This window comes from Paenibacillus sp. N119s, from assembly GCF_059447605.1.
This window is the reverse complement of sequence record NZ_JCAJRU010000134.1, coordinates 1-14,171: the sequence shown is the minus strand read 5'-3', so window position 1 is coordinate 14,171 and position 14,171 is coordinate 1. Positions and strand designations below refer to the sequence as shown.

13 protein-coding genes are annotated in these 14,171 nt (G+C 46.4%); 4 read left to right on the top strand and 9 right to left on the bottom strand.

From position 1 onward, the window contains the following. Positions 1 to 98: 98 nt before the first annotated feature. Together ytxJ and AC5V8P_RS15700 are read right to left on the bottom strand one after the other, a co-directional pair. Positions 99 to 449: a bacillithiol system redox-active protein YtxJ gene (ytxJ, locus tag AC5V8P_RS15705; RefSeq protein WP_064796290.1), complete on the bottom strand. Its 351-nt coding sequence runs from the start codon at positions 447 to 449 to the stop codon at positions 99 to 101. Between the two features lie 101 nt (positions 450 to 550). Further along, a complete protein-coding gene (locus AC5V8P_RS15700; RefSeq protein WP_064796289.1) occupies positions 551 to 997 on the bottom strand; it encodes a hypothetical protein in 447 nt (148 codons plus the stop codon). A 338-nt stretch (positions 998 to 1,335) separates the two neighbouring features. On the opposite strand from AC5V8P_RS15700, the gene AC5V8P_RS15695 reads away from it, so the two are divergent. After that, positions 1,336 to 1,872 carry a type 1 glutamine amidotransferase domain-containing protein gene (locus tag AC5V8P_RS15695; RefSeq protein WP_063213656.1) on the top strand — a complete coding sequence of 179 codons (537 nt, stop codon included), beginning with the start codon at positions 1,336 to 1,338 and terminating at the stop codon, positions 1,870 to 1,872. 135 nt (positions 1,873 to 2,007) lie between these two features. On the opposite strand, the gene ptsP is transcribed toward AC5V8P_RS15695, so the two are convergent. From ptsP to aroA, 4 genes are all read right to left on the bottom strand, one after another. Next, positions 2,008 to 3,753 carry a phosphoenolpyruvate--protein phosphotransferase gene (gene ptsP / locus AC5V8P_RS15690; RefSeq protein WP_063213657.1) on the bottom strand — a complete coding sequence of 582 codons (1,746 nt, stop codon included), beginning with the start codon at positions 3,751 to 3,753 and terminating at the stop codon, positions 2,008 to 2,010. Beyond that, the gene (locus AC5V8P_RS15685) at positions 3,750 to 5,633 is read right to left on the bottom strand and encodes a glucose PTS transporter subunit IIA (protein WP_063213658.1); all 1,884 of its coding nucleotides are present in this window, start codon (positions 5,631 to 5,633) and stop codon (positions 3,750 to 3,752) included. The genes ptsP and AC5V8P_RS15685 overlap by 4 nt, the downstream gene beginning before the upstream one ends. 301 nt (positions 5,634 to 5,934) lie before the next feature. Beyond that, positions 5,935 to 6,369, bottom strand: coding sequence for a CoA-binding protein (locus AC5V8P_RS15680; protein WP_017427811.1), 435 nt, complete (start codon positions 6,367 to 6,369; stop codon positions 5,935 to 5,937). Between the two features lie 33 nt (positions 6,370 to 6,402). After that, on the bottom strand, positions 6,403 to 7,695 hold the full coding sequence (gene aroA, locus AC5V8P_RS15675; protein WP_064796288.1) for a 3-phosphoshikimate 1-carboxyvinyltransferase: 1,293 nt from the start codon (positions 7,693 to 7,695) through the stop codon (positions 6,403 to 6,405). Between the two features lie 267 nt (positions 7,696 to 7,962). On the opposite strand from aroA, the gene AC5V8P_RS15670 reads away from it, so the two are divergent. Then, a complete protein-coding gene (locus AC5V8P_RS15670; RefSeq protein ID WP_064796287.1) occupies positions 7,963 to 8,277 on the top strand; it encodes a rhodanese-like domain-containing protein in 315 nt (104 codons plus the stop codon). Positions 8,278 to 8,513: 236 nt separating this feature from the next. Here the strand turns inward: AC5V8P_RS15670 and gnd are convergent, their stop codons facing one another. Both gnd and AC5V8P_RS15660 read right to left on the bottom strand, forming a co-directional pair. Continuing rightward, positions 8,514 to 9,920, bottom strand: a complete 1,407-nt coding sequence (gnd, locus tag AC5V8P_RS15665) for an NADP-dependent phosphogluconate dehydrogenase (RefSeq protein WP_063213661.1) — start codon at positions 9,918 to 9,920, stop codon at positions 8,514 to 8,516. A gap of 173 nt (positions 9,921 to 10,093) precedes the next feature. After that, positions 10,094 to 10,693, bottom strand: coding sequence for a YkzI domain-containing protein (locus tag AC5V8P_RS15660; RefSeq protein WP_063213662.1), 600 nt, complete (start codon positions 10,691 to 10,693; stop codon positions 10,094 to 10,096). A gap of 278 nt (positions 10,694 to 10,971) precedes the next feature. On the opposite strand from AC5V8P_RS15660, the gene AC5V8P_RS15655 reads away from it, so the two are divergent. After that, complete coding sequence (locus tag AC5V8P_RS15655) at positions 10,972 to 11,604, top strand: YktB family protein (RefSeq protein WP_063213663.1); 633 nt, start codon at positions 10,972 to 10,974, stop codon at positions 11,602 to 11,604. 42 nt (positions 11,605 to 11,646) lie between these two features. On the opposite strand, the gene AC5V8P_RS15650 is transcribed toward AC5V8P_RS15655, so the two are convergent. Beyond that, positions 11,647 to 12,927 carry an MFS transporter gene (locus AC5V8P_RS15650; RefSeq protein WP_064796286.1) on the bottom strand — a complete coding sequence of 427 codons (1,281 nt, stop codon included), beginning with the start codon at positions 12,925 to 12,927 and terminating at the stop codon, positions 11,647 to 11,649. A 188-nt stretch (positions 12,928 to 13,115) separates the two neighbouring features. Here AC5V8P_RS15650 and AC5V8P_RS15645 point away from each other — a divergent pair. Beyond that, on the top strand, positions 13,116 to 14,171 hold a 1,056-nt coding region (locus AC5V8P_RS15645), incomplete at its 3' end, for an aminotransferase class I/II-fold pyridoxal phosphate-dependent enzyme (RefSeq protein WP_495473715.1).

Here is a 14,171-nt window from a genome sequence, read left to right as displayed (position 1 = left end):
ATTCCTTCTCTCCATTGCCAATAAATTTTCAACCGAATCCTAGATCAACTAATTAGAACCATGATACGACAAAATACTACTTTATGCAACGACAGTACTCATTCTACAAAAGTGAGATGATCGTGGAGTGCACGGGCTGTAATATTCGAATGGGATGTATGCCAGACAGCCTCCCCGTCCTTGATAAAAATGGCCTGCGGGGATTCATGTTTCACCTGAAGCTTGTCCGCGACCGCATTGGACACTGGTCGGTCTTCTACTACATAAATGATACCGTATTCAATATTTTCGTCGGAAGCCCCTTCCAAATAAGACTCCACTTCCTGATATGCGCCTGCACTTATCGGACAGCGTGTGCTATGCTTAAAGAGGAGTAACGGTTTATCTGATGACGCTTCCAGAGCCGTATTTAATTGTTGAATAGTAGTCATTTTCGTCATCGTCGCCATTGGATATACATTCCTTTCTGTGTCTTGTCGTATGGCCTATTCACATCGTAACAAAAAGAACATGTAAAATCCAATGGTGACCATGAAAATTTTCATATTTTTTAGTTTTTTGTATTCGTTAATACCGATTTACTGGTAAAACCGGATAATTGAAGCAATCTTTTCTCTACATCACTCATCCATTCTTCATCTCCTAGGCTTCTCGCATAGCGATAAAGATCCAGTAAGAGATTAATCCGAAGCTCCATTCGCTCCTCCAAAGCGGATTGCCAATCCACATGGGGATTGTCCGCTTCCTCCAGTATAAGCTTGCGAATAATTTCTGCCAGTTCATGGTTGCGAGCAAAAGATATTCGCCGGGGCGCAGGTTTGCTTCCTAGACTTTGTAAAAGTTCCTTAATGTCCTTCGTTACATGCTGCAGAACCTCACTGGAAAAGCATGACGGGCATGAAAATATAGGAACATGCAAAATTTCAACCTTACTCGCATATATGACCTTACGCAATTCCAGTCCCATCGGTTCACCGCATTGGCATTGCTTGTGCACTTTTAACCACCTCATTACGTAGGATCAAACTATATAAGGATCTCTTCAGATATCCAGATATATCTATCTACTAGTCTATAAAATATTTGTTAACTCTATAAAATCTATCATACCTTTTTTTATTTCGACTTTGGGGACTCAAATCCTTCCACAGATTGCAGCAATGAACAAATTACCAAGGCATTGGAGAGTCAAAAAATGACGGTGATTGTAGTAAAAGAGCGACTCCTAACCTGAGAAACTGCGAAGGAATGGACTTTGGGCTTACTTTTTCTTAAGATGTAAAAGTACAGACTACGAACAAGGGTGTCCGATGTGGCGCAGGAAAGGATGGTTAGATGTCAAGACTTACCGGAAAAAAGGTCATTGCTCTCGTAGATGAGGAATTCGAGGATCTGGAATTATGGTACCCAGTGTACCGTGTTCGCGAAGAAGGCGCAGAGGTACATTTAGCCGGTGCTGAAAAAGGTAAAAAGTATATTGGAAAATACGGCGTGCCTGCTGAAGCAGAATATGCCTTTGAAGAACTGAATAGTAGCGATTATGACGGTATTCTTGTCCCTGGCGGTTGGGCGCCTGATAAACTGCGCCGCTACCCCAAGGTTATTCAACTTGTACAGGAGTTTCATGCCGCACATAAACCCATCGGACAAATCTGTCATGCAGGCTGGGTACTGATTTCAGCTAAAATATTGGATGGTGTCACAGTCACCTCCACACCGGGTATCCGTGATGATATGGAAAATGCAGGAGCGATCTGGAAGGATGAAGCTGTTGTGACAGACGGACACATTGTATCCGCTCGTCGACCGCCCGATCTTCCACCTTACGGAAAAGCGTTCTGCGATGTATTAGCTAATCACGCTCAGAAATAAGATATGTAATCCGACACAGGACTTGAGTAAACTTATGTATGGCTAAATCAAAAAAGCACCTTCAAAACCATGAATAAAATGGTTTTGAAGGTGCTTTTTCGTCTGAGCTATCGAAGCATTGCGGATATTAAAATATTAGGTCCGCCCGGGTCCGGCCGGAGTACAGCTGATATTAGCCTCAGTCAGCTTGTCTTCGATCGCCGCACCAGTGGACATGCCAAAGCAAGCACGAGCGATTGCCGTTGCTTCAGATGCAGTCGTATTCAGCACTCGATGCTTGACCCGCAACAAAGATTGGGGGGACATACTGAGCTGATGTATTCCCAGTTCCAGCCAAAGTGGAACGGATCGTTCATCCCCAGCCATCTCGCCGCAGACACTCACATCAATTCCGGCTTGATGTGCCGCTTGTGCAATCATGCGCAGCATTCGAAGTACAGCTGGATGGTATGGATGATACATATGTGCAATCTGCTCATTCATACGGTCCACAGCCAGCACATACTGCACAAGATCATTTGTTCCGATACTGAAAAAGTCGGTTTCAGCTGCTAAGAGATCTGCAATCATCGCAGCAGCCGGAACCTCAATCATAATCCCTCGCTGTATGTCGGGGTTATAGGCAAGCCCTCTTGCATCCAAATCCGCCATGGCCTCTTTCAAAAGAGCATCTGCCTGGCGGACCTCCTCCACGGATGAGATCATCGGATACATGACCTTGATATTCCCCATTGCGCTAGCTCGCAAAATTGCAGTCAACTGAGTTTTAAACAGTTCCTTCCAATCCAGACTAATCCGTATCGCACGATACCCTAAAAAAGGATTTTCTTCCTCTGGGAGTTCAAGATAATCCAACGGCTTATCACCGCCGATATCCAATGTACGAATTACCACGGAATGATTCCCAGCCTTTTCGGTTATTAGCCGATATACTTGATACTGCTCCTCTTCATCAGGAGCAGATTTACGATCCATATATAAAAATTCCGTGCGGAACAGCCCTACACCTTGAGCACCATGCTTCAAAGCGGCCTCCAGCTCTTTGACAGAACTAATATTGGCCGCCAGCTTCAGCATAGTTCCATCCTTGGTCACAGCTTCTACAGAAGCGAGCACCTGAAGCTGCTCCTTTCTGCGTCGCTGCTCGTCACGTAAAATGATATAGTGGTCTGTTACGGATTTTTCTGGGTTTACATACACCCTACCCAGATCTCCGTCCACAACCATCATATCTCCGGTTTGAACGGGCAAATTCAAATTGCTCTCCAATCCAGAAACGAGTGGAATACCAAGCGCGCGGGCCATAATCGCAGAGTGCGATGTTTTACCACCATTCATAGTCACAATCCCTAGCACATAGCTGGGATTCAAGTGGGCTGATTGAGATGGCGAGAGCTCCTTGGCTACCAGGATATAGGGCTGTGTATCGTTGGGAAGAGTCACTTCCGGTGCGCCCAGCAAATGCTTGAGCAGTCGGTTCCCCACATCCTTAATGTCGATTGCCCGCTCTTTCATATATTCATCATCCAGCAAATCAAACATTGTCACAAAATGATCAATAGCTTCCTTCACAGCCACCTCGGCTGCCTTGTATTGACGCTGAATAATGCCGCTAATTTCGTTCATGAATTCCGGATCTTCCAATATCGCAAGATGAGCATCAAAAATGCTGGATTCCTCCACTCCCACCATCTCTCGAAACTCGTCCTTAATAAACTGAATTTCACTTTTGGACGTACGTATTCCTTCATACAATCGTTCAAATTCCTTCGCAAGATCTACCGTATCCATTTTTTGATCAGGTAAATCCCACTCCCAGCTCGGCAGGACAAATGCCTTCCCGATGGCCACACCTGCTGCGGCGCCGATGCCTTCTATCATGTTTCTACCCCTCCAACATTCCTGTCATGCAGCACAACGGACATTACCGAGGCCTGACCTTTTTTCACTGTTTTAAACGGAGCAAAGCTCCACGACTTGACACGATCCGGATTCGTGATGACCATAGGAGTCACCAGCGATGGAGCTTGCTCTCGCAGCGCCTGCAAATCAAATTTGATCAGCAATTGCCCCGGTTCAACCGTATCGCCTGCTTCTACCATAGCAGTAAAATTTCCTTTTAGCTGTGAAGTATCAATCCCGATGTGAAGCAGAACCTCAAGTCCTTCTCGTGTGGAGATGCCCAAAGCGTGCATGGTCGGATACAAATGCATTACCGTACCATACACCGGAGACACAAGTTCACCGCGTTCAGGGACAAAAGCAACGCCGTCCCCAACCAGCTTTGTCGCAAAAATTTTATCAGGCACTTCATGAATCGGTAACATTTTTCCATGTACAGGAGCATTGAACAAAATTTGAGGAAGATCACGCTCCATCAGCTTCGCAATTTCCTCACGAATCAGTTCTGAATAGGTTCCAAATACGACTTGTAAATTACCCCCGCCCAGATTAATAAGCCCGGCCGATCCCAAAGCCTTCATCGCTCCGGTATCTATCAGCCTGTCATTGTGGACGGTCAGCCGCAAACGGGTGATGCAGGCCTCTACCTGCACAATATTCTCCTTCCCACCGAGTGCTTCCAGAATAAGCGGAGCACTGTAAGGAATATTACCGGCCCAATCCTCCAGAACCGAGCCTTCCTCGCGGCCAGGCGTGGGAATCCGGAACCGACGAATTGCCCATCGAAACAGTACATAATACACAAGTCCGTATGCCACTCCGACTGGAATTAACAACCAGGCATTGTGTGACAGATGGAAATTAAGGACATAATCTATAAAACCCGCCGAATATGAAAAGCCATGATGAATGTCCAGCTCAAAGGTAAGCCACATAGCTAGACCAGACATAACCGCATGAACGAGGAACAAATAAGGAGCTGCAAACAAAAAGGCAAACTCAATCTGTTCCGACACACCGGTAAAAAAGCAGACCAATGCAGCTGTGAGAAACGTTTTTTGCACCTTTGGCTTCAAATCTTCACGAGCTTCCTGAATGATTGCAAGCGCAATAGCAGGGATCGCAAACATCATAATGGGGAACAACCCGGACATGAAATAGCCCGCTGTCGGATCGCCAGCAAAAAACCGGGGCAAATCCCCCTGCACAACGTTGCCAGACGGCGTTTTATATGTACCCAGTTGAAACCAAAATATATTGTTAAGCAGATGATGAAGACCAAAAGCGGCCAACAGCCGATATAGAATGCCGTAAATAAGCAGTCCAAAGCCGCCCAAGCTCGATTCCAGGCCTACTATAAATTCCAGCCCTCGCTGAATCAGCGGAGCAATAATCAACATGAGCCCTGCAAATACAGCAGAGAACAGGCCAATAAGCAGCAGAACAAATCGGGTGCCTCCAAAAAACTGTAGCACTTCGGGCAACTTAATACTTTTGAAGCGATTATAAGCCAACCCTGAAATGACCCCCAAAATGATACCAATAAGCGTCGCTGGCTGAATGAGTCCGTTTCCAAATCTCAATGTGACCTGGTCATATATAGCCATACCAGCCAATGCCGCCAGTCCCGCCTGACCTGCTTGATTCGACATTCCTAGTGCAACACCCACCGCAAACAAATACGGCAAAAAATAAAAAATCCCGTGTCCCGCCGCATTTGCCATATCAGACACCATAGGAAATCCCCACGTGGCCCAAGGAAGGCTGCCTAGACTTAGCAATATCGCAGCTGCTGGTAGCACCATCGTCGGGAGCATGACAGCACGACCAAGCTGTTGTAAGGATCCGAGCCAATTCATGGCATTCCTCTCCCTTCTATCCCTGATGGTAAGCCGAATAAATACTTTTGTCAAAGCCATGGTTACGTCAGCCAAAAATATTTATTTACGTTTCTACAGGTCAGATAACTTATTAATCAACGATAAGCCTATGAATTCATTTAGACCCTCTCCATATTGCAAGCATACATACATTATATGGATATCGGAAAGTATAATATACTGTACCACAGTTCTCATTTCACACCAAAAACCTTCAACCCTATAGAACAAGGGAAGAAGGTTTTTCTTCATGTGCATACAGTATGGGTATGAGGTGTAATTATCCTTTACGAACAGCTTGGGTCACTGAATCCTCTACCTTAATGCAGCGATCCATAATAACCGTCATGCCGTGCTCCTGCGCAATATCAGCGGCTTCCTGACTTATAATTCCCTGTTGCAGCCACAATATCTTAGCTCCAATTGCAGCGGCTTCACGCGCAACCTCTGCGCAGTATTCACTGCGGCGGAATACATTAACCAATTCTACGGGTTCGGGAACCTCAGCAAGACTGGCATAGCAAGTCTCTCCAAGAATCGTTTGCCCTGCAGCCGCAGGATTAACCGGAATAATTCGGTATCCCCGCTTTTGCATAGCATAAGAAACCATGTATGAGGTGCGGTCTGATTTATCAGACAAACCAACAACCGCAATATTGCCTACTTGTTCCAAAATGTTCTTAATCTCTTCTCTAGACGGATTTTCAAAAGCCATTTGATCTCCTCCTGTCTGCATCTTAATTTACCTTTATTTTACCCATTCTACAGAAGCACCAAGCGTCGTCAGATGGTCGAAATACTGTGGATACGATTTGGCGACATGATGCGCATCCTTAATCACTAACGGCTTCTGCGCGCGCAAACCTACTACCGTCAATGCCATAATAACACGGTGATCAAAATGCGCGTTAATTTCCACACCACCTTCGACACCCTCTGGTCTGCCATGTACAATGATTTCCGCTTGACGTTCTTCTACGCGAGCGCCAGCCTTGCTCAATTCATTCAAATAATCGGTAATACGGTCACATTCCTTATACCGTAAATTTTCTACGTTATAAAAGCGGGATGTACCTTCGGCAAATACAGCCGCAGCTACCATGGCAAGCACAGCGTCTGTCGCAGCATCACCGTCAAACTCGATGGCTTTCAATCGACCGTTCCCTTTTACGACAACGGTATCGTTCTCATGTGTCAGCGGCACTTCCATCATACGCAGTACATCTACAATTGCACGTTCTCCCTGTTTGCTCTGCTCTTTAAGACGATGGATCGTAACATCTGAATTCGTTACTGCAGCAGCCGCTAGCACCGCAGCACTCCCTGGGTAATCCCCCTGTACAGTATACGTACGTGGCTGGTACGATTGCCGACCCGGGACGCGGAAAGACATGTAGTCATCACTTGCATGAATGATAATACCGGCCTCTTGCAATACCTCCAAAGTCTGCCCGATGACCACTTTGGATTTCAAATCATGCAGCACTTCGATTTCACTATCTTCCTCCAGTAAAGGTGTAAGGAACAGCAGAGCGCTCAAATACTGTGAGCTAACCGAGCCGGATACCTGAATTTTACCGCCCTTCGCTTGACCACCCTGTATACGTATTGGCAACTTGCCTTCACGATGATCTACCTTAACCCCCAGCTGCCCTAATGCATCGATTAAATCATCATGTGGCCTTTTCCCCAAGGAGTCTGGATATGTATTCACAAATGTAACATCCGGACATAGGGACGCAATCCCCATCAAAAAACGGAGCACTGCTCCTGCATTGCCTACATTCAATTCTTTCACAGCATGAGGATGGCTACCAAAACCTGCAATCACTATTTTTTCATCATCCTCTTCCAGCACTGCTCCCAGATCGGTGATACAACGGCGCATAGCATCACTGTCTTCACTATGAGCTGGATAATAAATAGTACTTTGTCCTTCGGCAAGTGCAGCCGTAAGCAGATAACGAGTCGTGTAGTTTTTGGAGGACAAAGCCCCAATCTCTCCTTGTAAGGAAGGGGTAGGTCTAACGATAACATCCATAATATACATGCTCCTTTTCGATTCAAACCATCCTAGTTTACGTTAATTATACAAGTTGTAACGTTCTTTTCTCCACCTAAAAAATAAGAAATATTCATTTAGGTCTGTTGAGGTTTAGCAACATGATTGGCTGGTCTTTATTTATTATTAGATTCGGGCTAATTGACAGCCTTGAGATCGGTTCGCTATCATACATAGAGAGTGTGACGTTTCTCACACGACAACAACACTAGTAGTACCCAACTACATTAGAAAAGAGGTCCAGCCATGACGCAAATCGCTCTGATTGAACCTTCTGAGCTTCGCGCACGCCTGCAAGCAGGAGATCAATTGCAATTGATCGACGTCCGTGAGGCGGAAGAAGTAGCGGAAGGTATGATTGAAGGTGCCAAGCACATTCCGCTCGGACAGATTCCGGGCCGTCTTGAGGAAATCGAACGCACTGGTGAAATCATTTTTATTTGCCGGAGCGGTTATCGCAGTGAACGTGCCTGCGAATATTTGCAGCAGCTAGGTTACGAAGGCTGCACCAACATGACCGGCGGCATGCTACAATGGTCACAGGAGCAACCAAACAGCTAGTTTATAAAAGAGACGGGAACTTTCCGTCTTTTTTATTTGTACTCAGAGCTTAGACGCGGTAAAGCATTAAAATATCATACTTCTATCATACCATAGCGTCAAAAGATTACACAATCCTTTACCGTCTTCAAAATCGTGACTATCCTACCAAATCAAAAAAGGAAGCTTTTCTACCCAGAGGGCAAAAAAGCTTCCTTTTGCGTTACCTACTGCATCATTACATATTCATCGGTTTATTAGAACCATTGATGATGGAATACGCCTTCTTTGTCCACACGCTTGAACGTATGTGCACCAAAGTAGTCGCGTTGCGCTTGCAGCAGGTTTGCTGGCAAACGCTCAGTGCGATAGCTGTCATAGTAAGCAAGCGCGCTGGAGAAGCCAGGCACTGGAATACCTTGGGATACGGCTACAGAAATCACTTGACGCCATGCATCTTGATACGTTTCTACTACATTTTTGAAGTAAGAGTCCAGCAACAGATTTTTCAAGGCAGGATCGCGGTCATACGCATCCTTGATATTTTGCAGGAATTGCGAACGGATAATGCAACCACCGCGGAAGATCATTGCAATTTTTCCGTATTTCAAATCCCAATCATATTCATCGGAAGCTGCACGCATTTGAGCGAAGCCTTGAGCATAAGACACAATTTTACTTGCGAACAATGCTTTACGTACGCTTTCGATAAATTCTTTCTTGTCGCCGCTGAAGGATTCAGCTTTAGGTCCGCTCAGCACTTTGCTTGCCGCAATACGCTCGTCTTTCATAGCAGACAAGAAACGGGAGAATACGGACTCGGTAATCATGGACAATGGCACACCCAGATCCAGCGCACTTTGGCTCGTCCATTTACCAGTACCTTTTTGACCTGCTGCATCCAGGATCACATCTACCATAGGCTTGCCTGTTTCAGCATCATATTGGGAGAAGATGTCAGCTGTAATTTCGATTAGGTAGCTGTCTAACTCACCTTTATTCCATTCTGTGAAGATTTCATGAAGCTCTTCCGCACTCACATTCAGAACTGATTTCAGCAAGTGATATGCTTCACCAATCAATTGCATGTCGCCGTACTCGATACCATTGTGCACCATTTTTACATAGTGACCAGCACCGTCGGGACCGATATATGTACAGCATGGGTCGCCGTCCACTTTAGCAGAGATTGCAGTCAGAATCGGCTCTACCAGTTTGTAGGCACTTTCTTGTCCACCCGGCATAATGGCAGGACCATTCAAGGCACCTTCTTCTCCACCGGATACGCCTGTACCAATAAAGCGAAGTCCTTTTGCCTCCAGCTCCTTGCTGCGGCGCTGTGTATCTGGGAAGTAAGCATTGCCTCCGTCTATAATAATGTCGCCCTTGTCCAGATGAGGCACAAGCTGTTCAATCGTGGCATCTGTAGCTTTACCAGCTTGAACCATGATCAGGATTTTACGGGGGGATTCCAGTGAGTTCACAAATTCTTCAATGGAGAAAGTACCCGTCAGTTTTTTGCCTTCTGCTTCTTTGATAAGATCGTGCGTTTTTTCTGGAGAGCGGTTAAAAACCGAAACGGTGAAGCCTCTGCTCTCAATATTAAGGGCCAAGTTTTTACCCATTACCGCCAGGCCGATCACACCAATTTGCTGTTTTGCCATCTGGTTCCTCATCCTTTGCAACATATTTTGTGTTCTATATCGCCGCTTTACCGCATTACACTTTATGTGAATCGGAACACGTGCACTTCTATTTTAACGTTTTTAGTGTCAGAAGTGAACCCCTGTCTAATCGCAGATCAAAACACCCCATTTGCATGAGGTGTTCCGATGTACTACGCTTCCATCATCAGCAGTTGGTGAGATAGCGTTTGCAGGCGTTTATGGCTATTCTCGATTTTAATTGTATCTTTCTCCGTCATCGCTGTGAACAGCTTCTCCAATTCATCGTCTACTTCCATCTTAAGCAGCAGCAGCCGGGTTTCCCCTTCATTGGAAGCGTACATATCCTCCATTTCCTGGGCGGATAGCACTGGTCCCTTCTGATAAATGACACGCTGCTTAAAGCCAGTCACCTCGACCAGACGAATGACCTCGCCGAACAAAATATTTTCCACCAAAATATGATGATCCTTGACTCTTTTGACAATGGCATGACCTCGGGTGCTTCCAATCAGCTTCTCCAACCACTCAGCCAGCTTGGCATCGCGGATTACATAATCTCCAGCCAGCTTGTAGTGTCCAGTGCGCAATTGTTGAAAACGGAGCTTCACCAGCTTGCGCCCGGTTCTCACCGACAAAACCAGATACGACTCATCCTCGCTCCAGTACAGCGAATACCCTTCCGATATCAAATCCTTGATCAGATTATGGATATGCCGACGGCTAAACCGGAGCTCTAGATTGCAATATTCTACCTCACAGCCCTTGTTCACGGCATTCCCTCCTTTTTCAAGTCCGATTCAAGAAGTCCGGCTACAGCAAGCCTGCGGCTTTCCCGCTTGATCTTCCCTTGCTCTATTTTATACTTCATTTTATGTAAGGGTACTTGGTTATTTGACCTATTTTTATGAGTAACAGCGCACAATCCTACTTTTGCCTTATATGCTTGTACCGAGCCCGGTCTAAAGTCGGTCAAGCCCGTGACATTATGCTATAATCGGACATATTACGCCAAATGATATGGCTTAGCCTTGATATAGGAGGAATAGGAATGACATTCAGTGGATTTACTGCAAAGGACTTTGATGTTTTTGAAATACCAGGCTTGGAGCCTCGCATGGAGGTGCTAATACAGCAGGTACGGCCCAAGTTGGAGGTGATTGGCGAGGAGCTAGCCCCCTTCTTGACGGACTTATGCGGAGAAACTATGCACGTTCACGTAGCCAAGCATGCACGACGCAAGGTCAATCCCCCGATCGATACATGGGTAGCCTGGGCGGCAAATAAGCGCGGGTATAAGGCCTTGCCGCATTTTGAGGTAGGTATGTTCGCTTCCCATATTTTCGTTATATTCGCAGTCATTTATGAAAGTCCGAATAAAATCACGTTTGCCCAGGCCCTTGAAGCTAACCTGAGCGATGTACGTGCTAACCTACCGGGCCATTTTTACTGGTCCATGGATCATATGGCTCCTCAAGGCACAGAACAGCAGCAAATGGACACTGAGGAGTTTCAATCCATTATTAACAAGCTGCAGCAGGTAAAAAAAGCCGAGGTTATGTGCGGGCTCCGTATTGATCGTAACGATCCTCTCGTCAGTGACGGAGCTGCGTTGCTGCAGACGGTGCGTTCCACCTTTGAGCATTTGCTGCCGCTGTATCGAATGGCTTTCCCAAAGGAGTAGTACCGCACGCTGGAGTAGCATCAGCACGTTTACGAATGCTGTTCAGGCCTCTGCATTCTTCCTGCGCGGATGGCGCGCCAATACCAGATGGCAGCTAAACATGAGCAGCATCACGATCCCACTGATGATAAAAGGTGCTGTGTGTCCGGCATGGTCCCATAGCACCCCTGAAACGAGTGGGCCGATAACCATGCCAGAGCCTTGAAGTGTTAAAAAAAAGCCCCACACTGTTGCACGCTCGCTTTCCGGAATCAGTTGGGCAAGAAACGTGTTCCATGCAGGCAAAATGAGCGCGTATCCCAAGCCAATGATGGCGACGGATACAAACACAAGCGGAATGCTCTGTACTGTTGAAAAGAAAAATAGCGTGGTCCCGGCAAGCAAAAAACCGATGTGCAAAAAATACTTGGTTCCAAGGCGATCCACCAGCTTGCCACAAGGGATCAATGCCAGCACAGTCACGCCACCACCAGCAATCAGAAGCATGCTATACAGGTTCGGCGAAATTCCGAGATCCGTCCGCGCATACAGCGTTAGCACAGGGCTGATCAAACCAATGACAAAGGACTGTAAAAACAGCGCAGGGTAAATTAACGGATTCACATTAAGCTTGGTTTTGAGCGTGCGGATCGTCTCCTGGATACCTCTCAGCACTTGCTGCTTTTGCTTGGAGTCCCCCGAAGATATAAGAGCGCTCTGTTCAGGTTCAGCTTTGCCAGCAGACCTGTTCGTTCCAGGCAGCATAAGAGCAACCAGCAGCAATACAATGCTGCACCCTATCAAAATCATGAATACCGTGCTGTAAGAGTGTCCGTAGTGGGATATGGCGAAGTTCATAATAAGTGGACCCAAGCCTGTTCCGCCCATAGACGCAATTTCTAGTGTCCCCATCGCCGCACCGTTATTGTTATTAGGTCCGGACATTTCAGTCGTCCCAGTCATCACACAAGGCCAGAGCGGAGATGTCCCCAGTCCTAGCAGCAGACATGCGATGACAAGCCACACAGGCGCTGTCAGGGCGCTTAGCATAATGATCGCTACAAGCGTAAACAACAACGCGGTTGACATTGTTCCACGGTAACCGAGCCGTTCAGCCATCCAGCCCGCCGGCGCCCGAAATGCATTGTCTCCAAAATACTGCAGCGAAAAAGCCAAACCGATGATCCCGGCCGACAGCCCCAACGTTTCTCCCATATATACCGGCAGAATGGATACCAGAAGAGATCCCTTCATAAATTCGACCAAAAATACGAGTATCCATAATTTAGCAAAAAAGGGAGTCCACAGCCGCTGCGAAACTTTTTTTCTTCTTATTTGCTTCATCTATCCCCACATCCTCTACCTACGTTTATTGTATATACATTCCAGCTTCTCCGCCTACTCCGCTCTTTGGCAAATAAATGCGTCCCCAATCGCTTGCATTCCTACTTCAAACTGCTATACTCAATTTTGTTCTATTATCAATTGCACAGGATTATTGAAATCCTGCATGAAAGGTTGTGACAACACTAATGAATCAAAGCACCACCCCGCTTTTTACTGCTTTGAAAAAGCATGCTCAGAGCAACCCGGTTCAATTTCACATCCCAGGTCATAAAAAGGGAGTGGGGGCAGATCGGGAATTTCGCGAATTTATGGGGGATAATGCTTTTTCCATAGATATGATCAACATCGCTCCACTGGACGATCTGCATCAGCCATCAGGCGTCATTGAAGAAGCTCAAAAGCTTGCAGCAGAAGCCTTCGGAGCTGATTATACTTATTACAGTGTACAGGGCACAAGCGGAGCCATTATCACCATGATTATGTCCATTTGCATGCCGGGTGATAAAATTATTGTACCCCGAAATATACACAAATCTATAATGTCTGCCATTATCTTTGCTGGTGCGAAGCCGGTATTCATTTCTCCAGTCAGTGATGAGAATCTCGGTATTCACCACGGGGTTACAACCAAGTCCGTACGCCGGGCATTGGAACGCCACCCTGACGCCAAGGGCGTCCTTGTCATCAACCCGACATATTACGGTGTGTGCGCCGATTTGAAGGAAATTGTAGATCTCGCTCACAGCTATAATGTGCCGGTCCTGGTCGATGAGGCTCACGGAGTACTGATTCATTTTCACACTGATTTGCCGATGTCCGCCATGGAGGCGGGGGCAGATATGTCAGCTACAAGCGTTCACAAGCTGGGTGGTTCCTTGACTCAAAGCTCGATACTGAATGTAAATACAAAAAACGGATTTGTTAATCCGCAGCGTGTACAAACTATTTTTAGTATGTTAACAACGACGTCGACTTCGTATATCCTGCTGGCTTCGTTGGACACATCCCGACGCAATCTGGCCCTTAACGGTCATGAAATTGCCCAACGTGCTCTAGAACTAGCTGAATATTGCCGCTCAGAGGTTAACAAAATTGAAGGGCTATATTGCTTCGGCAGCGAAATTCTTGGCACGGAAGCTACCTATGATTATGATCCGACTAAAATCACCGTTCATATTCGCCATTTAGGCCTTACCGGATATGATGTGGAAAATTGGCTGAGAGATCATTATAATATCGAG

Excerpts from the sequence above, each read along its gene's own strand:
- ytxJ (WP_064796290.1), bottom strand. The coding sequence starts at position 449 with ATGGCGACGATGACGAAAATGACTACTATTCAACAATTAAATACGGCT.
- AC5V8P_RS15695 (WP_063213656.1), top strand. The coding sequence starts at position 1,336 with ATGTCAAGACTTACCGGAAAAAAGGTCATTGCTCTCGTAGATGAGGAA.
- ptsP (WP_063213657.1), bottom strand. The coding sequence starts at position 3,753 with ATGATAGAAGGCATCGGCGCCGCAGCAGGTGTGGCCATCGGGAAGGCA.
- AC5V8P_RS15685 (WP_063213658.1), bottom strand. The coding sequence starts at position 5,633 with ATGAATTGGCTCGGATCCTTACAACAGCTTGGTCGTGCTGTCATGCTC.
- AC5V8P_RS15680 (WP_017427811.1), bottom strand. The coding sequence starts at position 6,369 with ATGGCTTTTGAAAATCCGTCTAGAGAAGAGATTAAGAACATTTTGGAA.
- aroA (WP_064796288.1), bottom strand. The coding sequence starts at position 7,695 with ATGGATGTTATCGTTAGACCTACCCCTTCCTTACAAGGAGAGATTGGG.
- AC5V8P_RS15670 (WP_064796287.1), top strand. The coding sequence starts at position 7,963 with ATGACGCAAATCGCTCTGATTGAACCTTCTGAGCTTCGCGCACGCCTG.
- gnd (WP_063213661.1), bottom strand. The coding sequence starts at position 9,920 with ATGGCAAAACAGCAAATTGGTGTGATCGGCCTGGCGGTAATGGGTAAA.
- AC5V8P_RS15655 (WP_063213663.1), top strand. The coding sequence starts at position 10,972 with ATGACATTCAGTGGATTTACTGCAAAGGACTTTGATGTTTTTGAAATA.
- AC5V8P_RS15650 (WP_064796286.1), bottom strand. The coding sequence starts at position 12,927 with ATGAAGCAAATAAGAAGAAAAAAAGTTTCGCAGCGGCTGTGGACTCCC.